Source organism: Serratia sp. 4542 (assembly GCF_016805595.1).
In the GTDB taxonomy this organism is placed as follows: domain Bacteria; phylum Pseudomonadota; class Gammaproteobacteria; order Enterobacterales; family Enterobacteriaceae; genus Serratia; species Serratia nevei.
Genome location: NZ_RXKV01000003.1, coordinates 179500 through 198791 on the forward strand (window position 1 = coordinate 179500; position 19292 = coordinate 198791).

A 19292-nucleotide genomic window follows, 5' to 3' on the forward strand; every position below is an offset into this window, starting at 1 on the left:
TGTGGGCGAGGGGGCTGAATGCCAGTGTCCCATCCGCAGGTTCAATAATGGCTAAATAACGCGCCGCTATCCGGCAATCTTTGCGTCTTGCTTGCTCACGTCGGCGCGCCGGTTTTTGAGCGCCCACAACAGCGCGGCGCACAGCAGTGCAAAGGCGGCCAGCACCAGCGGCCCGGCATGCGGGCTGTGAAAACGCTGTTCCGCCTCGGTGCGGATAAGCGGGGCTAAAAAGCTGAACGCCGCGCCGAGCGTGGTGCAAAAGCCGATGCCGGCCGCCAGCGCCGGGCCGGTAAGCACCTGAGCGGGAAACGTCCAGAAAATCGGCTGTACCGCCAGGAAACTGACTGCACAACAGCTCAGGGCGGCGATAGCGAGCAAAGGACCGGCATAGGAAGAGACCACCAGCCCTAACGCCGCCGCGACCATGCAGGCGACGGCGATCGGTAGTCTTCTGGCGGTGTTTCTGTCGGCAAAGCGCGGCAGGAAATAGACGCCCAGCGCAGAGAACGCCCAGGGAATGGCGGCCACCAGCGAGGCCTTGAAGCCGAGATGGGTGCCCATCAGCGAGGCGACCTGCGAAGGCAGGAAAAACATCAGGCCGTACACGCCGATCTGCAGGGTGCCGTAGATCAACGCCAGATGCCAAACTTTGCCGCTTCTCATCGCTGCTTTGACGCTGCTGGTTTCGGTCTGCTGCTGTTCGGCGGCCAACTGTGCGACCAGCGCCGTGCGTTCTTCCTCAGTCAGAAAGCGGGCCTGCTGCGGGCTATCGTCGAGATAGAAAAAGGCGAAGACGCCGAGGGCGACGGCCGGCAACCCTTCCAGCACGAACATCCAGAACCAGCCGGGCTTACCCAGCACGCCGTGCATCTCCAGCAATGCCCCCGACAGCGGGGAGCCGAGCGTCAGGGCCGCCGGCACGCCGAGCACGAAAATGCCAATGACCGAGGCGCGCACCTTATTGGGAAAATAGATCGACGCGAGCAGCAGGATGCCGGGGTAAAACCCGGCCTCGGCGATCCCCAGTAGAAACCGCAGGACGATAAACTGTTGTTCGTTGGTCACCAGCCCGGTGCAGGCCGACAGCGCCCCCCACAGCGCAGTGGTGGCGCTGAGCCAGCGTTTGGCGCCCCAGCGATTCATCAGCAGGTTGGCCGGGATGCCGAACAGCGCATAGGCGGCAAAAAATATCCCGGCACCCAATGCGAAGGCGGATTGCGACAGCGCGATATCGATGGCCATCGCGTCCTTGGCAAAGCCGACGTTAACCCTGTCGATAAAGGCGATAAAGTACATGGCGAACATCAATGGCACCAGCCTGCGCCAGGTTTTACGAATGGCGACGTTGAGCGCAGGAGCGGCATAGGTGGTGTGATTCACTGGCGTTAACCTCTCTTCTGAGAATGACAAACGTCGGTCACAGGACCGTCCTGATGCCGTTGCCCTCAACACGACGGTAACCCCGGTTTTTCTTCGCGATCCTTAAAGGTCTAAAGGACTAATGGTCAGGCCTTTGAGGGCGAAAAAAACGCCGCGTATCGGGTCGGCAGGGTGGTGCAGACATCACCATGGTAAATGGTGTGTTGCTTTTTTGTTAACCGGAAGTTCACACAGGGCCAGGGTAGGTTCAAGCGCTTTGATCGAGATCTGTGTGCGCTATCACCGAATTGGCAACCCGGCGGTAGGCCTGGAGTAGGGTGCTTTCATCTCGGGAGTGAGGACGATAAGGTGAGGCACGGCAAAACAGAATGCAGGAGCGCAACATGCTGAAGGTCATCGCTGAAGATTTTATCCAGCCGGAACACATTGAAACCGTTATGCCATGGTATCGCGAGCTGGTGGAGAAAACCCGTCAAGAACCGCTGTGCATCAGTTATGAACTGTGCATCGACCAGCAGGACCCCGGGCATTTTATTTTTATCGAAAGCTGGCCGGATCGCGCCGCCCTGGATGTGCATTGCCAGACTGAGCATTTCACCCGGCTGGTACCGCAGATCAACCACTATCAGCGCAAGCCTTGCACCTTCCTGTTTATGCAGGCATTTCCCGAGGTGAACGATGACTAGATGAAAAAAGCCCCGCAGGGGGGCGGGGCTAATGGCTTCTCAATGCATTTTGTAGTGGTTAAAAAATAACCTTATTACTTGAGGCATGCTCTGAGAATGCTCCTAAACGCATTCACTAAATGAATGTATTAGGTGGGGGCTTCGCTGGCGGTTTTGATGGCGTGCAACATACGGCGCCGTATCAACCCGCTCACCAGGCGAATAGTATACCAGTAGGGGGTGAACCGCCGTCGGCTGGCGTCGTCGGGGCAGAAGATGCGCGTTTCCGTTACCAGGCGGCAGTGGCCGCTCGGCAAAGGGGTCACGACGTAACCCAACGCCAGTTTGGCGACGCCGGGCTGAGCGAAGGCCAGAAAGCCCGCCCCGTCAGCGACATGCTCCAGACCGTATTCAGCCTGCCAAAATCGGCCGATCAGGCCATAGACCAACGCGTTGTCATCTTGCTCAAGCAGGCAAAAGTTATGCAGGCCAAACGGCGGCTGGCCGGGCTTATCGCGTGGCATCAGTCGCGCGGGCAATTCGCGCAGCGCTATCATGCTGCGGAAGAAGCGATCGTGCTTGGGATCGTAAGCGGCCACGGCCGCCAGTATCCGGGCCGGCGGTGCGGCGATGGTGATGGCATGCCGCTCCGAGAACTGGTATTGCCCAAGGTATTTATTAAGCAGCGCCATGCTTTGCATTCTCCCGCCATTCGCTTTGCAGCAGAGCGAAACCGAATTCGTCGCCCCACGCGCCTTTAAAAAACACGTTTTGCCGCCAATGGGCCTCGCGCCGAAAACCCAGCTTGCCGAACAGCGCGGCGGCGCCAAGATTACGGGCGTCCACCACTGCGGTAATGCGGTGCTTCGCCAGCGGCCCGAACAGCAGGGCGATGACGGCGTTCAGCGCCTCGTGTGCCATCCCTTGCCGCTGATAGCTGGGCGCGAAGGTCACGCCCAGTTCAGCCTGGCGCCCCGCATCGAAGAAATGCACCGCGACATCGCCGAGCAACGCGCCGTCCTCACGGCGCTCGACTGCCAGTTGAAACCAGCTGTCGTCACGGTTGAACTCGAGCCGCCGCTGCCGTTCGAAAAAGGCCTGCGCATCGGCGGCGCCGTAGTCGCTCCAGCTTTGATAGCGCGCCACGTCCGGGTGGCTGCGGTAGGCGGTAAAGTGGGGCAGATCGTCGGCCGTGAACGGGCGCAGGATCAGCCTGGGGGTCAGCAGAGGCAAAGGGCGCATTGTTTTTCCTTATCAGCGCATTAGGGCTACCGGCAGTGTAGCCCAGCGCCGAGAGGTGGGCTGCGTAAAATGAGCTGTGGAAAAAGGTGAGGAAAGTCGGTCATCGTTCACTCGTCGGGAGTGTTTCTCTGAAAAAAGATCAGCGTCAGCAGCAGGGCGATGGCGCCGAGCGGCAGCGAAAACAGCGGCAAGTAATGAGCCGGCAGCGCGTAGAGCGCCAGGCCGCCCAGCATGCCACCCGCCGCGATGCCGGCGTACAGCACCGAGCTGTTGAGCGACACGGTCAGCGCGCCAAAGCGTTTCGACAGCGACAACAGGTGATGCTGGATCGGCACCAGATACATCCAGCCGGTGATACCCCAGACCAGAAAGATGGCCAGTACCCACCAGGGTGAGGTGACATAAAAGGCTAACAGAAACAGGGACAGCGTCTGGAGCGCCACGGAAAACAGCAGCACAAACTTGCTGCCGAGGGCATCGGTTAACGCACCGGAGGCAAAATTGCCGATCACCGCGCCAATGCCGAACAGCAGCAGCGCGAGGGGAAGAATCGCCTGCGGGCCGAACTGGGTGTTTTTCAGCAAGACGCTGACGTAGCTGTAGACGATGTGTTCCGAGCAAACGGCAAAAAAGGTGATCAGCAGCGTAGTCAGCACCGCCTTTTGCCGCAGCGGGGCGAGCCGCTCTTTCAGCGAATGCTTGCCCGGTGGCGCAATGGCGCGCAGCGCCAGCGAAAGGCCCAGCAGCGCAATTGCCCCCAACAGGGCGATGAACAGGAATATTTCACGCCAGCCGAGCAGTTTGGCGAGAAAGGTACCGAATGGAATACCGAGCGCAATAGCCAACGTCATGCCCCCATAGACGATGGAAATGGCCAGACCGCGGCGTTTTTCCGCCACCAGCCCCACCGCGGCGGCGGCGGCCTGCGGTGTGTAACAGGCCGCTCCCAATGCGGCCAGCACTCTGCCGAACGCGATCTGCAGGTAGCTGGTGGCCCAGGCGCAGGCCAGGTTGCCGGCGATGAACAGCACCAGCGCCAACTGCAGGATATGCTTGCGGTTGACGTTGCCGAGCAGCCAGGCGGTCAGTGGCGCGAACAACATATAAGCCAGCGCGAATACCGATATCAACTGCCCCGCTTGCGCGGGGCTGACGGCAAAGGTATCGGAAATGTCGCTGAGCACGCCGGCGACGATAAAGGCGTCGGTGCCAATGGCGAACGTGCCGGTCGCCATCAGATAAAGCGGGGAAAGCTGACCGTTATAGCCCGTTAATCTCATTCTGTATTCCTGGCATGTTCGTTTTTATCGCGGCACGCCTCCATTATTTTCTGCATGACGGCGTCTATTCATCAAACTTAGGCTCACAGGAAAAGTAATGGCGGACAGGTGGCGTTGTCTATGACAGAAATAACAGGTTTACGTGCCGAGGAGATTATGCTATTCGCGCAGTTTTCCTGTTCGGTGCAATAAAAAGGCTTATTTTAAAGGGAATAGCTGTTTTCGTTATAGCGTTGGTGTTTTTTATTATATGAAACGGCTACTGGCGCCGGGCGACGATATTCTATAGTGAGTCTGACCTATCGATAAATCGGCATCGCTATCTGGAGAACCTGCGTTATGGATACCCGCACTCAACGGCTCATGGCGGAGGTAATTGGCAGCCTGGCCGATCGCGAATGCTTTCTGACGCAGCTGGAGCCCTGCGCCGAGGCGTTAGGGTTTGATTACTTCTCCTATATCGTGTTTTCCTGTTATCCGGCCAGCCGCCCCAAGATGCTGATCGAAGGGAATTTTTCAGCGAACTATCTCGAGGATTATCGGCGGCAGCGGGTGTATTTGCAGGATCCGGTTATTGAGCGCGCTCACCATTCCACGCTGCAGTTCCAGTGGGACGAAAGCTTTTATCACGAGCGTCCGACGCTTTGGCGGCATATGGCGCAATTCGGCCTGTGCGCCGGCTGGTCGCAGTCGGTTAAGGATTGCTATGGCCGGCTGGGGATCCTGACGTTTGCCGGTAAAGCACTACCCGAGCAAGCGCCGCAAGCGCGCGCAGTAAATGAAACTTTTTTCCTTTGGCTGGCGCAAACCGCCCATAAAACGCTGCGTGAAGCCTTGATCTCGGTGAACGACGACGCGATAAAAGATGTGCTGACGCTGCGTGAAAAAGACATTTTACGCTGGTGCAGCGAAGGGAAAACGGCGGAAGAGATCGCGCTGTTGATGGGGTTGAGCGAGCGCACGGTCAATTTCCATATCGGCAACTCGATTAAAAAACTTTCTGTCTCCAATAAGACCGCCGCTACCGCCAAGGCGGTTTATTTGCAGCTGATTTAATCTCGAGTACTAAATAGTTAAGTGCCTATCCGTTATCGGTGTGATGTTTATATTTTGTTAAATTAAGAATTATCCTTATCAGTATTTACCCCCGATCACAAAAGCGTGATAAAGCGATTCACCGCGCCCGTGCGCGGCAGTATTCTGTAGGCACCCGGTTTACATTGAAAGGACGTGATATGTACAAGACTATTTTGGTGCCGATCGACATTGAAGAGGACCTGTTGACCGAACATGCACTGAAGCATGTGGAATACTTGGCGAAGATGTCTGGCGCTAAAGTGCATTTCTTCCATGCGCTGCCGGATGCCTCGGCTTTTGTGACTGCCTATTCGTTCGGTCTCAAGGAATTTGAGAATCAGGCGGAAGTGAAGGCGGTAGAGAAGCTGAAGAAAATCATGTCGGAAATCGATCTGCCGTTGGATCGCCTCAATTACACCGTCAGCTTCGGCTCTGCGCGCGATCAGGCGCTGGAGCTGGCGGAAGAGATCGACGCCGATCTGATCATCATCGGTTCGCGCCGCCCGAGCGTGAAAACCTATCTGCTGGGGTCTAACGCTGCCGCTATCGTTCGCCACGCCAATATTTCGGTGATGGTCGTCAGATAATCCGTCTTAAGCCCACCGTTTTCGGGCGCGTTCTGCGTTTGCCAGTCGGCTGCAGAGCGTGCCTGGCGTTTTATTGCCATCTCAGCCTGAGCTGCTACGATTTTAGCTGACGTTTTTATGCCAACCGGGCCACCGGCCTTGCGCATATTCTTCATCTCAGCCAGAAGAGGGGCAGCTATGCCATTAGAAGTCGATGGGATCATCAGAGGCGATCGGGGCAGTGAACCGAGCCGTTGGCAACACGCGTCAACCAAACCGCTTATCACGCTGACCTGGCATCACACCATTCCCTGGAACTGTTTGCGTAATGTCTGGAATGGTCTGGTCGCGGGGCAGCATTGGGACGCGCTGGACGAGTTTATGAACCTGATCGGTGTGCCAAACCGCGCCGAGGTGCTCAAACAGATCAAGAATAAAAACCTGCAGGATCGCGATGGATTACACACTTTGGTGACCTGGCAAGGATGGAATATCGTCGAGGGGCCGGGTAATGAATATCGTGCGCAGGGAGACGATCCCGGTGAAAATTTCGACGGTTGGTCGGGTAAGGGGATGAGCACTAACCAGCAGGCGACGCAGCAGCAGGTCAACGTGTTGTACCGGGTGATGGAGCCGTTGGGCCGCCGGGCGCTGGACGCCGCCAGACAGGCGCCGCCCATTACCGCTAAGGAAGCGGGCATTTTGCAACGGACGATTAAACAGACCCGCCCAACGTTGCGAGGAAAGGAACCGATCCGGTGGCAAGAAGACATGTGGCATCAGGTGCAGTCGGGTAAAGAGGCGAAACACTTCGCCCGCTGGGATACCAAACCGGTATGGCGCAAGCGTCTGCACAGCGACTTGGCTCAGGCAGGGTAAAACTCGCCTCGCGCCGAATTGCCGGCGCGAGGGAATCAATCCGGCGCTAATCGCACAGCGCCACGATTTCGTCGAACAGCGTTCTGGGGATCTCCACGCCGTCTTGTTCGCTCAGCCTCCGCTGCCGATAACGGCGTTCGCCGGGGATGCGTGCGCCTTGCGCCTGCATATCAGCAAACATCGCCTCTGCGCTGGCGAAATATTTCGCCTTATCCGCACCGAGAAAACGTTCAGGATCCAACGCGATGATCAGCTCACCGCCGTAAGGCGACGAACCGGTGCCGTCGTCGTAGGCCAGCGATTCCTTGCTGGTCATATCGCCGATCAGCGGCCCGGCCAACAATTCAACCATCGCCGCCAGCGCCGAGCCCTTATGTCCGCCGAAGGTCAGCATTGCGCCCTCCAACACGCTGGCGGCATCGGTGGACGGATTGCCTGCCTTATCAATGCCCCAGCCTTCAGGCAGCGGGGTGCCTGCGCGGCGATGCAATTCGATTTCGCCGCGTGCCGTCGCGCTGGTGGCCATGTCGAACAAAAACGGCGGCCGATCCGGGCGCGGCCAGCCGAAGGCAATGGGGTTGGTGCCGAACAGCGGGCGCGAACCGCCGGCCGGCGTCACCCAGGCGTGGCTGGGCGTGCAGGCCAAGGCCACCAACCCCTGCTCGGTCAGCGGTTCGATGTCGGCCCACAGCGCGGAGAAGTGCACGCAGCGGTTGATCGTCAACGCGGCGATACCGTTGGTGCGCACCTTATCGATAAAGGCCGGCAGAGCGGTGCGGTAGGCCAGCAGAGAAAACGCGCCGCCGGCATCGGCGCGCAAGATAGCCGGTGCCTGGTCGAACAGCCTGGGTATCGCATCGGCAGAAACCTTGCCTGCCTGCAGCGATCGCACGCAGCCCAAGAGCCGGTACAACCCGTGCGAAGCGCAGCCGTCGCGTTCACCCTGGGTGACATTTTGCGCTACCGCCTCGGCATGCGCCTGATTGAAACCGTTGCTGCGCAGTGCGCGCAACGCCAGTTGATAAGCCTGTTCCAGCGACAGAACGTGCATGGATGTCATTTTGATGTCCTCCCTGGGTTCATTCTTCTTCATCGCCGATAAAATTGGCCTGGGGTAAACAGGTATAGGCGCCCCAGTAGTAAACCGCCAGCGCAATCACCGCCATGGTAAGGGTGTCCCACGGGTGGGCAATGGCGCCGATGCCGCCGAAGCTGCTGAGGTAGGAGAGTGCGATCACCAGCGCATAGAAGACGATCAGCCACAGCGAGGACCAAATTTGCTGCCGGAGGCTAACGGCGTGGGTCGGCACCTGATTTTTGAACAGGATGTAGATGAAGAACATCAGGATCTGCAAACCGAGCAGCCAGGAGACGGTATCCCAGCCGGACCAGAAGACGATCAACGCCGAAATGATAAACGACAACGGGCCGAGCACGCAGAAAGCGCGCACCCGGAACGGACGCGGCATATCGGGTGCATTGCGCCGCAGCCCGGCGGCGGTGACCGGGGCGATGGCGTAGCTCAGCACCAGCGCGGCGGACACCACGCCGATCAGCTTTTCCCACGACGGGAACGGCAGCGTCCAGAATACCGAGAGAGCGAAGGTCAGCCACAGCGCCGGGCGGGGAATGCCGGACTCGCCATCTACCCGGGTGAACAGTTTGAAGAAGGTGCCGGCGCGCGCCCAACCGTAGATTACGCGAGGCGTGGCGTTCATATAGATATTGCCGGTGCCGCTCGGTGAAACGATCGCGTCGCTGACCACCAGAAATGCCAACCATCCCATGCCCAGCGTGATGGCGATATCGCGGAACGGCAGGGAGAACTGTTGGCTGATACCGGCCCAGCCGCCGCTCAGCATCTCGCTGGGGATACTGCCGAGAAACGCTATCTGCAGCAGCACATAGATGATGGTGGACAGCACCACCGACAGGATCAGCGCGATGGGAATGGTGCGCTGCGGCCTTTGCACCTCGCTGGCGACCGAAATGATCGGCGTCAGGCCGAGGTAGGCGAAGATGATGCCGCCGGCGGAAATGGCGGCCTCAACCCCGGCGGAACCGAAGGGAGCAAAGCCCTGGCTGTGCAGGTTTTCCGGTTTGAAAAAGCTGAACAACACCACGATCACCAGCAGCGGCACCAGAAATTTCAGCACGCTGATCAGGTTATTGGATTTGGCGAAGGTTTTGACGCTGTAGTAGTTGAGCGCGAAGAAAAAGCACAGCAGCGCCAGCTGCACCAGCCAGCCGATCGGCGTAGGGTCGCCGGAACCCGGCTGGCTGAGGAACGGGAACCAAGCGGCGGCGTATTGCCGGGCGGCGACGACTTCGATGGCGATCAGGCTGGAGAAGGCGATCAGCGTGATAAATCCCAGCAGATAACCCATCAGCTCGCCGTGCGAGAACACCGGATAGCGAATGATGCCGCCGGCGCGCGGCAGGGCGGCGCCCAGTTCGCAGTAGACGATGCCGAGCAGCAGCACCGCCAGGCCGCCGATCAGCCAGGAATAGATGCCGGCCGGGCCGGCGATGGAGGAGACATGGCTGGCGGCGAACAGCCAACCGGAGCCGAAGATGGCGCCCAGACCGATGAACGTCAGATCGGTGAGCGTAAGCTGCTTCTTGAATTTGCCTTGGGTTGTCATGGTATTACCCTTTTGTTATTGAGTGGCAGGCAGATGCGGCCGGGCTAATTTTGGGCAGGTGAAACCAGGGGATCTCGGGTGAATACGCCGTTCATCAGCCGCAGAAGGTTGAGCGGGTTGGCGTCCTGCAGCGGTGGCGGCAACAGCGCCGCTGGCGTGTTTTGCAAACAGACCGGCCGCAGGAAACGTTCGATGGCCAACGTGCCTACCGAGGTGCCGCGTGCGTCGCTGGTCGCCGGATAGGGACCGCCGTGCACCATGGCGTCGCACACTTCTACCCCGGTCGGATACCCGTTGAACAGCACCCGGCCGGCTTTGCGCGCCAACAACGTCGTCAGCCCGGCGGCCATATCGAGATCGCCGTCATCCGCCAGCAGCGTGGCGGTCAACTGACCTTGCAATGCCGCCAGCGCCGCGTACAGCTGTGCTTCGCTATCTACAGCGACCAGGATGCTAGCCGGGCCGAAGACCTCCTGTTGCAGCAGCGGATCGGCCTGCAGCAGCAGCGCCTCCTCCGCTTGATACAGCTGTGCCGTCGCCCGATGAGGGGGCATTTCGCCGCGGCCCGCCAGACGGCGCATACCCGGGTGCGCATCGAGGGCCGCCAGCCCGTGACGGTAGTGTTCCAGCGTGCCGGTATTCAGCATCGGTTGCGGCTCGGCGGCGTTGACCAAGGCGCTCATCGTTTCGGCCAGCCGATCGAAGGCGGCGCCACGCAGCGCGACGATCACGCCGGGCTTGGTGCAGAACTGACCGCAACCGAGCGTAAAGGAAGAGACCAGTTCCTGCGCGATGTGCTGCCCGCGCCGCGCCAGCGCCTGTGGCAGGATCACGACCGGGTTGATGCTCGACATTTCGGCGAAGACCGGGATGGGTTGAGGGCGTTGCGTCGCCAGATCGAAGAGCGCTCGACCGCCTTGCAGTGAGCCGGTGAATCCCACGGCCTGAATCGCCGGATGTTGTACCAGGTCGGCTCCCACGCGGTTGCCGAAGATCATGTTGAAGACGCCGGCAGGCATCCCCGTGTGTTTCCGGGCGCGCTCGATCGCCTGAGCGGTCAGCTCGGCGGTGATCATATGGCCGCTGTGCGCCTTGAACACGACCGGGCAGCCGGCGGCGAGCGCGGCGGCGGTATCGCCACCCGCGGTGGAGAACGCCAGCGGGAAGTTGCTGGCGCCGAATACCGCCACCGGGCCGAGCGCCGTGCGGTATTGACGTAGATCGGGGCGCGGCAGGGGGGAGCGCTGCGGCAGCGCGCAGTCGATGCGCACGCCCTCGACGTCGCCGCGCCGCAGCAGCGTAGCGAACAGCCGCATCTGGCCGCTGGTTCTGGCTCGTTCGCCGCTCAACCGCGCCGGCGGCAAGGCGGTTTCCTGCATGGCGAAGGCGAAGAAAGCCTCATCCAACGCGTCTAACTCCTCGGCAATGGCGTCGAGAAAGTTCGCGCGTTGTTCCGCGCTGAGCTGCGAATAGGGTGCAAAGGCCGCGGCGGCAGCTTCTGCGGCGGCGGCGGTTTCTGCCGCCGTGGCCTGGTGGAAGCGGTAGCCGGTCGGCTCACCGTCGTCGGCGCGCAGGCTGAGCAGCGTCGCTTCCCCTGCGGCGCAGCGCTGGCCGCTGATAAATTGTTGGCCGCTGATGGCGGCATAGCGATCGTTGGGCATCGGTTCCCCCCGGTAGAGAAAGCATGACGCCCGGCATGGCCGGGCGATGAAGGTGTTACAGGCCGACGTTCGGCAGCGCAGGGCGAGTGGCCAGCGCTTTCTCGATCACGGCGTTGATCTCGGTGAGCGTCTCGCCCTGCAGCGGCAGGCGCGGCGGACGAGTGACGGCGCTGCCGCGGCCGACCCGCTGTTCGCAGAGTTTGATGCACTGCACCAGATCGGGGCGGGCATCGAGGTGCAGCAGTGGCATAAACCAGCTGTACAGCGCCAAGGCTTCCTCATAGCGTTTTTCCTTCGCCAGCCGGAACAGCGTTTCTCCTTCGCGCGGGAAGGCATTGGACATGCCGGAGATCCAACCTTGCGCACCAACGGCGAGGCTTTCCAGCACCACATCGTCCAACCCGGCAAACAGCACGAAGCGATCGCCGACTTCGTTGCGCAGATCGATAAAGCGGCGGGTGTCGCCCGAAGAGTCTTTGAAGCACACGATATTTTCGCAGTCGACCAGCGAGGTCAGGATGTCGGGCGTGACGTCATTTTTGTAAATGGGAGGATTGTTGTAGACCATGATCGGCAGATCGGTCGCGCCGGCGACGCTGCGGAAGTGCGCGGCAGTTTCGTGCGGCTTGGCGGAGTAGACCAGCGCCGGCATCACCATAATCCCGTCGACGCCGGCCTTTTGCGCTTCACGCGCCATGTTCTGCGCGAAGGCGGTGGTGAACTCGGCGATGCCGGCGATCACCGGAACTTTACCGTCGGCGGCGTCTCTTGCCACTTCGATCACCGCCAGCTTCTCTTGCACCGTCATCGAGGTGTTTTCACCGACGGTGCCGCACACCACCAGGCCGGAGACGCCGTCGCGCACCAGGTTTTTAATCACCGTATGAGTGGCATCGAGGTCCAGAGAGAAATCGTTGCGGAACTGGGTCGTCACCGCCGGGAATACGCCGCTCCAGCTTATGGCTTTATGGCTCATCGTGTTTGTCCTGTCGTCCGAAAGTGTTAATGAAAAGTGAATCTTTGGTAAGGCTCACCGACAGATTGACCGGTATTGCGCGGAGAGGCTTGACGCTTTTCGCCGATTGCCGCGACGAAATTGGCACAATGGCGCCGAATAGCGGGCGTGAAAAAACCGGGCGCCGGTGCACCGTGAAAAGAGGGGGGTTAACCAGATAAATCAGCGCATTAAGCGGAAATCGTCAGGCGGAAATCGCGCGGCGTAGAGCCGGTCATCGCTTTGAATTGACGGCTGAAGGCGCTGTGATCGGTGTAGCCGCACAGCAGCGCGATGTCGGTGATCGGCAGATCGCCGGCCAGCAGTTCCGTGGCCTTTTCTAACCGCACTTTGTGGATCATCTGGCGCGGGGTGAGGTGGAAGATACGTTTGCAGTAGCGTTCGATCTGAGCCACCGACAAGCCGGTCAGCGCCGTTAGCTCCTCAAGCGCGATCGGCCGTGCGTAGTGGCGGCGGATGTGCACGTCGATCGCCGCCAGCCGTTGGTAGGCCGGGTGATGGGCCCTGGCCTCCTGCAGATCGTGAGAAATACCCGCCATACCGATGATTTTTCCCTGCGCGTCGTACAGTGCCAGCTTTTGCGTCAGGCACCAGCCGGTTTCGCGGCCGTTGTACAGGTGCATTTCCAACTGATCCTGGATCAGCACGCCGTGGCGCAATACCCGCAGATCCTGCTCGGTGTAGCCGGATCCGAGCTGGGCGGGAAAAACGTCGGCGGAGGTCTTGCCCAGCAACGGCGTAACAGTTTTGAAACCGCAGCGCCTGGCCAGCGTCAGGTTGGCCAGCAGGTAGCGGGCCTGGGCGTCTTTGATAAAGAACACCACGTTAGGGATCGCGTTCAGCAGCGGCGCGATCAGCGCCAGCGTATTCAGCAGATCGCGCAGGTTGTTCGGGCGCTGCTGCGCCAGGCCGTCGCACAGGCGCGACAGATGTTCAACGGCGAAAACGTCCTCTTGCTCCGGCAGCCCCACGAGCGAAGGCGGAGAGAGAGAAACCGGAGGCTGATAGTCTGAAGTGAATCGCATAGCTGTCCCTTTTCGGTCGTTAGCCGGAAAAACAGGCGGCTCGGGTTGATGTCTTCGCATCAATATTAACTTTTCTTTAACGAATCAAGCGCTATTTCCGGCCGCCTGCCAAATATGCGGATTGCCGCATACTTTTGCCGCGCGGTGCGTGGCGGTTGCTTGAAAACTGCGGCGCTTCTCGCCACGGGGAGGTTTAGCATGAAATTAAGGCTATGATAAATAAGTTATTGTTATGGTTTTCGTTAAGGGCGCGCCCGTGACGCGTCAGGCCTGACTTTTGTCACTGTGCTGATTTCTTCATTTGCCGCGCCGAAACGCATCAAGCCGTAATGGCCACATTCGTTCAGGCTAACGCCATTGGTAACATCTCATTAACCCAGGAGACGCCGATGGCACTTTCTGCGCATATCACCGCTTTGCGGGCGATCGATTCTCATACCGGCGGAGAGCCGACCCGCCTGATCGTGGAAGGCTTTCCCGATCTTGGCGAGGGCAGCATGGCGGAACGGCGGGCGCGTTTCGCGCAACATTATGACGATTGGCGCTGTGCGGTGATGCTCGAGCCGCGCGGTAACGACGTGTTGGTGGGGGCGTTGCTGTGCCGCCCCTGTTCGCCACAGGCCACCGCCGGCGTGATCTTCTTTAACAACAGCGGCTACCTGGGCATGTGCGGGCACGGCACCATCGGGCTGATCGCTTCGCTGGCGCACCTGGGGCGCATCCACGCCGGGCGTCACCTGATAGAGACCCCGGTCGGCCCGGTAAACGCCACGCTGCACGAGGACGGCAGCGTCACGGTGGAGAACGTGGCGGCTTATCGTTACCGCCGCCAGGTGCGGCTTGAGGTGGCGGGTTACGGGCCGGTGACGGGTGACATCGCCTGGGGCGGCAACTGGTTCTTCCTGATCGGCGAGTCGCCGTTGCCCATCGATAAACAAAATCTGGAGGCGTTGACCGCGTTCACCTGGGCGGTGCGGCAGACGTTGGAGCAGGCGGGTATCTGCGGTGAAGACGGCGGAGCGATAGACCATATCGAACTGTTCGGTGACGATCCGCAGGCCGACAGCCGCAGCTTCGTGCTGTGCCCCGGAAAAGCCTACGATCGCTCCCCATGCGGCACCGGCACCAGTGCCAAACTGGCGTGTCTGGCGGCAGACGGCAAGCTGCCGCCGGACACGCAGTGGCGGCAGGCCAGCGTGATCGGCAGCGAATTTCAGGCCTACTATCGCCGGAATGGCGATCGCATTACCCCCTTTATTCGTGGGCAGGCCTATGTGTGCGCCGATAGCCAACTGCTGCTCGACGAACGCGATCCCTTTGTCTGGGGAATACGCTGATGGGCGTCGGGCGGAAAGCCGATGTCATCGTGATCGGCGCCGGCATCATCGGTGCCGCCTGCGCCTGGTGGCTGGCGCGGGAAGGGTATCGCGTCTCGGTGGTGGACGATCGCCGCGCCGGCGCTACGGCCGCCGGCATGGGGCATCTGGTGTGCATGGACGACAACCCGGCCGAGCTGGCGTTGAGCGCTTATTCGCTGCGGTTATGGCGTGAAGTGACGGGGCGCATGCCGCAAGCGTGTGCCTGGCGCGGCTGCGGAACGCTATGGCTGGCGGATAAAGCGGATGAAATGGCCATCGCCGAGCAAAAGCGGGCGCGGCTGGCGGAGCAGGGCGTAGCCGCTGAATTGCTGACGGCGGAGCAGATCGCCGCCATGGAGCCGATGCTGCGGCACGGCCTGGCCGGTGGGCTGCGGGTGCCGGGCGACGGCATTCTGTATGCGCCGCTCGCGGCTCGCTGGCTGTTGGCCGACGGTGGCGCGGCGATCGACGTGGTGCATGGCGAAGCAGCAGCGCTGGAAGAGGGGGTTGTGCGGCTGGCGGACGGCAGGCGCCTGGCTGCGCCGACGGTGGTCCTGGCCTGCGGCCTTAGGGCCAATAGCCTATTGCCGCAGACTTTGCTGCACGCCAAGAAGGGCCATCTGGCGATCACCGATCGCTATCCGCCGCGGGTGCGGCATCAGTTAGTGGAGTTGGGATACGGTGCCAGCGCGCATGCCAGCGGCGGCACATCGGTGGCATTCAATGTGCAGGCACGACCCACCGGGCAATGGCTGATCGGTTCTTCCCGCCAGTTCGATGCCGTCGATTCGGCGTTGGACATGCCAGTGCTGGCGGCGATGCTCACGCGTGCGCAGCATTTCTTGCCCGCGCTGGCGCAGATGAACATCATTCGCTGCTGGACCGGGCTGCGCGCCGCCTCTGTCGACGGGCTGCCGCTGCTGGGCGTGCATCCGCGGCATTCCTGGCTGTGGCTGGCGTTGGGGCACGAGGGATTGGGCGTCACGACTGCCCTCGGCAGCGCCGCGCTGATTACTGCTCAGATCGGCCGGCAAACGCCGGAGATTGACGATACCCCGTATTTGGCGGCACGGGCGTTTGCTGCCGAGGAGCTGCCGGTATGAATGAAGGACAAAACACGCTTACGTTGAGCATCGATGGCGATCCCTGCCGGGTGCCGGTTGGCATTAGCGTTGCTGCGGCACTCAGCCTGTGTGGCGACGATCGTTGTCGGTTGTCTATTTCTCACCAACCGCGCCCCCCCTTTTGCGGCATGGGCGTTTGCCAGGAGTGCCGGGTGACCATTAATGGTCTGCGTCGTCTGGCGTGCCAGACGCTGTGCCAAGCCGGTATGCGCATTGAGAGGAGCGATGATGAGTAACTTCGACTGTGAGGTGCTGATCGTCGGTGCCGGGCCGGCCGGCATGGCGGCGGCGCTGGCCGCAGCGGAAAGTGGTGGCCAGGTGCGAATGATTGATGATAATCCGCATCCCGGCGGGCAAATCTGGCGCGATGGGCCGCAGGTGGCTTTGCCTGAAACGGCGAACCGCTATCGGCAGGCGGTGGCGACGATGGAAAATATTGCGCTGCAGTCCGGCTGCAAGCTGGTGGCGCAGTGTGGCGCTAACCGATTGGCCTATGAAGATGCCGAAGGCTGCGGCGTGATTCGCTATCAGAAGCTGATTTTATGCAATGGCGCGCGTGAACTGTTGTTGCCGTTTCCCGGCTGGACGCTGCCGGGGGTGACCGGCGCCGGTGGTCTACAGGCGCAAATCAAGCAGGGGCTGGCGATCCGTGGTGAGCGAGTGGCGATCGCTGGCAGTGGTCCGCTGTTGCTGGCGGTGGCGAACAGCGTGAAACAGGCCGGCGGCGAGGTAGTGCTGGTGGCGGAACAGGCGCCGCTTTGGCGGTTGGCGGCGTTCGCCGGCGGGCTGTGGCGCTGGCCGGCCAAACTGCGTCAGGCGTTTTCCCTGATGCCGCGTCGTTATCTTGCCGGCAGCCGGGTACTGGCGGCGTTGGGGCAGGAACGTTTAACCTCGGTGCACGTCAATAACGGCGGGCGGGAGAGAACGATCGCCTGCGACAGGTTGGCCTGCGGTTTTGGCCTGGTGGCGAATATTGAGTTGGCGATGCTGCTGGGGTGTCGGATAGAACACGACGCCGTAGCGGTGGATCATTGGCAGCAAACCAGCCTGGCGCACATTTTTGCTGCCGGGGAGTGTACCGGCATCGGCGGCAGTGAATTGGCACTCACTGAAGGCGCTATCGCCGGTTATGCTGCCACTGGGCAGCGGGAAAAGGCAGAGCGCCTGGCGGCGCAGCGGCGGCAGTGGCGACGTTTCGCCATGGCGGTGGCAAGCACCTTTGCACTTGATGATCGCTTGAATTCGCTGGCCAAACCGCAAACGATACTGTGTCGCTGCGAAGACGTCACGCTGGAACAGATTAGCCATCAGCCAGATTGGAACACGGCCAAGTTGAGCAGCCGTTGTGGCATGGGGGCTTGCCAGGGCAAAGTCTGTGCGACGGCGGCGAGGCAGCTTTTGGGCTGGCCTTTACCGCCACCGCGTGTGCCTTTAACGCCGGTCAGAGCGGAAACGCTGGTTGCTCTGGGAGGGCATTGCAGCGACGATGCCAATTGATGGCGCATCGCTGCGGTGACGTTTCAGTCCAATCCCACGTCGCTGCATCACCATTGCGGCCAATAGTAGGTTTTCTCACGCCAGCCTTTGCCGTACATACAGGCTTCGATGGTGGCGTCTCGGGCGGACTGATTGCGATCGGTCTGCACTGTTTTAATCGACGGTTCCTTGTCATAGCGGTATCCCGATGGGCAGTCTTTCTTGTTCTTCTCGCAAGGAATGTATTTGTTTTCGTAGCTGAACTCCACGTCCCGCACCACGTCCGGGGGGAAGCGATCATAGCCGCGGCTACGGCATTCGGCATATTCGGCATTCCGGGTACTCTCAACCGCGCCGGGCCTTTCCCATTGTGTGCAGGCGGTCAACATCAATAACGGCAAAACAATCAAACAACGGCAATTCTTCATGGTGTCCCTAATTCTTTCTCTATCCTGGGGCTCGCCGCCTAGGAATGTTCCTAATTGGCGAGGTGAGAAAGTGTAATAAACTGACGGAACAATTGGAAATGATAATGGTTATTGTTTAGGTGTGATTGAGGTAGCGCCGCGTCGAGAGAGGATGTGGCGAATTGAGGGAGGCCGGCAGGGATCGCGATCTTACGACGAGGGGGCGACGTGACGCTGGTTTTATCCATTCTCTTTTTTGCCGCAATATACCGAGCACCATTGCATCATTTTGAGAAGGGAAACAATATGCAGGCTAAGTATTTTCTTATCCTATTTTAATGTCATTTTTATTTAGGATATTTACCCATGCCTAAGATTTAATTACCGGTATTAATACTTTATTTTTTTATTTCTGTTTTTTTATTGTGGTTTTATTTTCAGATTTCATCCATGAAAGGCTTTTTAGTTACAGGGAATTCATTTGCATTTTAAATTTGGATTTTTTAAATTCAGCTCAGATGAAGGATAACCGTTCGCGACAGAGTCAAAAAAGGAGTTTATTTTGTCTGGGATAAAGAAAACGCCTGAAAGTCATGACGGTTTACCTTCATCATCAGAGGATTATGATACGTTTAAACACCTCTCTGATGTTGGCGCCGTGTTGGGATATGGGCGAACTCGCTTTTATCAGTGGTGCCGCGGGCGTGGATTTCTAACCCCGATGAATGTGCCTTCACATGAAATGATCAGCCTGGGATATATGGTGGCGGTGTTATCAGAGACCGGCCATACCCGGGTTTACGTCACGCCGGATGGTTTCAGTTACGTCAGCGGTGCGTTTGCGGCAGATATCCAACGTGGCATGGTCAAGTTTTAAATTTGCAAGAATCGCCTTTATTTCAATAGCTTTAATGCAGAATCTTCTTATTCCTGCGGGGTGGTGGGGGCGTGGGAAGTTGTCCGATTTTTTCGCCTCTGCGACATGAATGCTACTGGAGGCAGCTATTCTCTTGTTACGATAAGCATTATTTTCTTCAGGAGCCAAGGATGAAGCATTACGCCGCGTTGTTATTTGCCTCTGCACTGTTAACGGGATGTGCGACTCAAGCCATACCGCCGCAACAGGCTCAGTTACCGCCCCCGAGCCGTCTGATGCTCTATCAGAATATCCCGGATACGCCTTACGCCACGGTGGTGGTGGTTCGCGACAGCGGAATGCTGGCAGGCAGCTGCCGCACCGGCGTCTATGTGAATGGGGAGTTTGCCGCTTCGCTGGAGGCGAAAGAAAAAGCAGAGTTTCGCGTGCCGCCAGGCAATATCTCGGTCAGTATCGGGCAAGATATGATCGAGAATCACCTGTGCATTTGGCGTGATACCGGAGGCAGTATACCGATGACGCTGCGCGCCGGTGAAAGCCGCTATCTGCGCATCGCCGGTGACCGGCAGCGCGGTTTCGTTTTGCAGGCGGGGCGACCGTAACCCCGGCCGGGCA

Annotated in this window: 20 protein-coding genes; 10 read left to right on the forward strand and 10 right to left on the reverse strand. The window is 59.7% G+C overall.

The window, feature by feature from the left end:
* Positions 1 to 66: 66 nt before the first annotated feature.
* On the reverse strand, positions 67 to 1380 hold the full coding sequence (locus tag EKL15_RS03215; RefSeq protein WP_087762294.1) for an MFS transporter: 1314 nt from the start codon (positions 1378 to 1380) through the stop codon (positions 67 to 69).
* 383 nt (positions 1381 to 1763) lie between these two features.
* On the opposite strand from EKL15_RS03215, the gene EKL15_RS03220 reads away from it, so the two are divergent.
* The gene (locus tag EKL15_RS03220; RefSeq protein WP_087762370.1) at positions 1764 to 2066 is read left to right on the forward strand and encodes a putative quinol monooxygenase; all 303 of its coding nucleotides are present in this window, start codon (positions 1764 to 1766) and stop codon (positions 2064 to 2066) included.
* A gap of 128 nt (positions 2067 to 2194) precedes the next feature.
* On the opposite strand, the gene EKL15_RS03225 is transcribed toward EKL15_RS03220, so the two are convergent.
* The 3 genes from EKL15_RS03225 to EKL15_RS03235 all read right to left on the reverse strand — a co-directional run bounded on the left by EKL15_RS03225 (position 2195) and on the right by EKL15_RS03235 (position 4567).
* Positions 2195 to 2737, reverse strand: a complete 543-nt coding sequence (locus EKL15_RS03225; protein ID WP_100396560.1) for a hypothetical protein — start codon at positions 2735 to 2737, stop codon at positions 2195 to 2197.
* Entirely contained in the window at positions 2724 to 3287 is a 564-nt protein-coding gene (locus EKL15_RS03230) for a GNAT family N-acetyltransferase (protein WP_100396521.1), read from the reverse strand. Before EKL15_RS03230 ends, EKL15_RS03225 begins: the two co-directional genes overlap by 14 nt.
* 107 nt (positions 3288 to 3394) lie before the next feature.
* Positions 3395 to 4567 (reverse strand): MFS transporter, encoded by a 1173-nt coding sequence (locus EKL15_RS03235; protein WP_100396522.1) that lies wholly within the window; start codon positions 4565 to 4567, stop codon positions 3395 to 3397.
* A gap of 339 nt (positions 4568 to 4906) precedes the next feature.
* Here EKL15_RS03235 and EKL15_RS03240 point away from each other — a divergent pair, with 339 nt between their 5' ends.
* The 3 genes from EKL15_RS03240 (at position 4907) to EKL15_RS03250 (ending at position 7089) form a co-directional block, all read left to right on the forward strand.
* Complete coding sequence (locus EKL15_RS03240; RefSeq protein WP_100396523.1) at positions 4907 to 5623, forward strand: autoinducer binding domain-containing protein; 717 nt, start codon at positions 4907 to 4909, stop codon at positions 5621 to 5623.
* A gap of 179 nt (positions 5624 to 5802) precedes the next feature.
* Positions 5803 to 6231, forward strand: a complete 429-nt coding sequence (locus tag EKL15_RS03245) for a universal stress protein (RefSeq protein ID WP_033642623.1) — start codon at positions 5803 to 5805, stop codon at positions 6229 to 6231.
* A gap of 177 nt (positions 6232 to 6408) precedes the next feature.
* Positions 6409 to 7089: a hypothetical protein gene (locus tag EKL15_RS03250; protein ID WP_060419615.1), complete on the forward strand. Its 681-nt coding sequence runs from the start codon at positions 6409 to 6411 to the stop codon at positions 7087 to 7089.
* A gap of 46 nt (positions 7090 to 7135) precedes the next feature.
* Here the strand turns inward: EKL15_RS03250 and EKL15_RS03255 are convergent, their stop codons facing one another.
* The 5 genes from EKL15_RS03255 to EKL15_RS03275 all read right to left on the reverse strand — a co-directional run bounded on the left by EKL15_RS03255 (position 7136) and on the right by EKL15_RS03275 (position 13435).
* Positions 7136 to 8149: an Ldh family oxidoreductase gene (locus tag EKL15_RS03255; protein ID WP_060440238.1), complete on the reverse strand. Its 1014-nt coding sequence runs from the start codon at positions 8147 to 8149 to the stop codon at positions 7136 to 7138.
* Between the two features lie 19 nt (positions 8150 to 8168).
* The gene (locus EKL15_RS03260) at positions 8169 to 9734 is read right to left on the reverse strand and encodes an APC family permease (RefSeq protein ID WP_063989483.1); all 1566 of its coding nucleotides are present in this window, start codon (positions 9732 to 9734) and stop codon (positions 8169 to 8171) included.
* 44 nt (positions 9735 to 9778) lie between these two features.
* Positions 9779 to 11395, reverse strand: a complete 1617-nt coding sequence (locus EKL15_RS03265) for an aldehyde dehydrogenase (NADP(+)) (RefSeq protein ID WP_203088774.1) — start codon at positions 11393 to 11395, stop codon at positions 9779 to 9781.
* Positions 11396 to 11450: 55 nt separating this feature from the next.
* Complete coding sequence (locus EKL15_RS03270) at positions 11451 to 12371, reverse strand: dihydrodipicolinate synthase family protein (protein ID WP_060440235.1); 921 nt, start codon at positions 12369 to 12371, stop codon at positions 11451 to 11453.
* Positions 12372 to 12580: 209 nt separating this feature from the next.
* Positions 12581 to 13435: an AraC family transcriptional regulator gene (locus tag EKL15_RS03275; RefSeq protein ID WP_100396525.1), complete on the reverse strand. Its 855-nt coding sequence runs from the start codon at positions 13433 to 13435 to the stop codon at positions 12581 to 12583.
* 389 nt (positions 13436 to 13824) lie between these two features.
* Here EKL15_RS03275 and EKL15_RS03280 point away from each other — a divergent pair, with 389 nt between their 5' ends.
* The 4 genes from EKL15_RS03280 to EKL15_RS03295 are packed head-to-tail and all read left to right on the forward strand — an operon-like array spanning position 13825 to position 17414.
* Positions 13825 to 14772, forward strand: coding sequence for a 4-hydroxyproline epimerase (locus EKL15_RS03280; protein WP_060419601.1), 948 nt, complete (start codon positions 13825 to 13827; stop codon positions 14770 to 14772).
* Entirely contained in the window at positions 14772 to 15896 is a 1125-nt protein-coding gene (locus tag EKL15_RS03285; RefSeq protein WP_100396526.1) for an FAD-binding oxidoreductase, read from the forward strand. Before EKL15_RS03280 ends, EKL15_RS03285 begins: the two co-directional genes overlap by 1 nt.
* Positions 15893 to 16153, forward strand: a complete 261-nt coding sequence (locus tag EKL15_RS03290) for a (2Fe-2S)-binding protein (protein ID WP_084826452.1) — start codon at positions 15893 to 15895, stop codon at positions 16151 to 16153. Before EKL15_RS03285 ends, EKL15_RS03290 begins: the two co-directional genes overlap by 4 nt.
* Positions 16146 to 17414, forward strand: a complete 1269-nt coding sequence (locus EKL15_RS03295) for an FAD/NAD(P)-binding oxidoreductase (RefSeq protein WP_100396527.1) — start codon at positions 16146 to 16148, stop codon at positions 17412 to 17414. The genes EKL15_RS03290 and EKL15_RS03295 overlap by 8 nt, the downstream gene beginning before the upstream one ends.
* Positions 17415 to 17461: 47 nt before the next feature.
* On the opposite strand, the gene EKL15_RS24810 is transcribed toward EKL15_RS03295, so the two are convergent.
* Complete coding sequence (locus EKL15_RS24810; protein WP_004927961.1) at positions 17462 to 17821, reverse strand: hypothetical protein; 360 nt, start codon at positions 17819 to 17821, stop codon at positions 17462 to 17464.
* Positions 17822 to 18362: 541 nt separating this feature from the next.
* Here EKL15_RS24810 and EKL15_RS03305 point away from each other — a divergent pair.
* Complete coding sequence (locus tag EKL15_RS03305; RefSeq protein ID WP_157800484.1) at positions 18363 to 18677, forward strand: hypothetical protein; 315 nt, start codon at positions 18363 to 18365, stop codon at positions 18675 to 18677.
* Positions 18678 to 18847: 170 nt separating this feature from the next.
* Complete coding sequence (locus EKL15_RS03310; protein ID WP_038875373.1) at positions 18848 to 19279, forward strand: hypothetical protein; 432 nt, start codon at positions 18848 to 18850, stop codon at positions 19277 to 19279.
* Positions 19280 to 19292: the final 13 nt, after the last annotated feature.

What these genes read in the sequence shown, in the direction of transcription:
- EKL15_RS03230 (WP_100396521.1), bottom strand. Translation starts at nt 3,287, where the DNA reads ATGCGCCCTTTGCCTCTGCTGACCCCCAGGCTGATCCTGCGCCCGTTC.
- EKL15_RS03240 (WP_100396523.1), top strand. Translation starts at nt 4,907, where the DNA reads ATGGATACCCGCACTCAACGGCTCATGGCGGAGGTAATTGGCAGCCTG.
- EKL15_RS03275 (WP_100396525.1), bottom strand. Translation starts at nt 13,435, where the DNA reads ATGCGATTCACTTCAGACTATCAGCCTCCGGTTTCTCTCTCTCCGCCT.
- EKL15_RS24810 (WP_004927961.1), bottom strand. Translation starts at nt 17,821, where the DNA reads ATGAAGAATTGCCGTTGTTTGATTGTTTTGCCGTTATTGATGTTGACC.
- EKL15_RS03295 (WP_100396527.1), top strand. Translation starts at nt 16,146, where the DNA reads ATGAGTAACTTCGACTGTGAGGTGCTGATCGTCGGTGCCGGGCCGGCC.
- EKL15_RS03245 (WP_033642623.1), top strand. Translation starts at nt 5,803, where the DNA reads ATGTACAAGACTATTTTGGTGCCGATCGACATTGAAGAGGACCTGTTG.
- EKL15_RS03285 (WP_100396526.1), top strand. Translation starts at nt 14,772, where the DNA reads ATGGGCGTCGGGCGGAAAGCCGATGTCATCGTGATCGGCGCCGGCATC.
- EKL15_RS03280 (WP_060419601.1), top strand. Translation starts at nt 13,825, where the DNA reads ATGGCACTTTCTGCGCATATCACCGCTTTGCGGGCGATCGATTCTCAT.
- EKL15_RS03235 (WP_100396522.1), bottom strand. Translation starts at nt 4,567, where the DNA reads ATGAGATTAACGGGCTATAACGGTCAGCTTTCCCCGCTTTATCTGATG.
- EKL15_RS03270 (WP_060440235.1), bottom strand. Translation starts at nt 12,371, where the DNA reads ATGAGCCATAAAGCCATAAGCTGGAGCGGCGTATTCCCGGCGGTGACG.
- EKL15_RS03265 (WP_203088774.1), bottom strand. Translation starts at nt 11,395, where the DNA reads ATGCCCAACGATCGCTATGCCGCCATCAGCGGCCAACAATTTATCAGC.
- EKL15_RS03310 (WP_038875373.1), top strand. Translation starts at nt 18,848, where the DNA reads ATGAAGCATTACGCCGCGTTGTTATTTGCCTCTGCACTGTTAACGGGA.
- EKL15_RS03250 (WP_060419615.1), top strand. Translation starts at nt 6,409, where the DNA reads ATGCCATTAGAAGTCGATGGGATCATCAGAGGCGATCGGGGCAGTGAA.
- EKL15_RS03260 (WP_063989483.1), bottom strand. Translation starts at nt 9,734, where the DNA reads ATGACAACCCAAGGCAAATTCAAGAAGCAGCTTACGCTCACCGATCTG.
- EKL15_RS03220 (WP_087762370.1), top strand. Translation starts at nt 1,764, where the DNA reads ATGCTGAAGGTCATCGCTGAAGATTTTATCCAGCCGGAACACATTGAA.
- EKL15_RS03225 (WP_100396560.1), bottom strand. Translation starts at nt 2,737, where the DNA reads ATGGCGCTGCTTAATAAATACCTTGGGCAATACCAGTTCTCGGAGCGG.
- EKL15_RS03290 (WP_084826452.1), top strand. Translation starts at nt 15,893, where the DNA reads ATGAATGAAGGACAAAACACGCTTACGTTGAGCATCGATGGCGATCCC.
- EKL15_RS03255 (WP_060440238.1), bottom strand. Translation starts at nt 8,149, where the DNA reads ATGACATCCATGCACGTTCTGTCGCTGGAACAGGCTTATCAACTGGCG.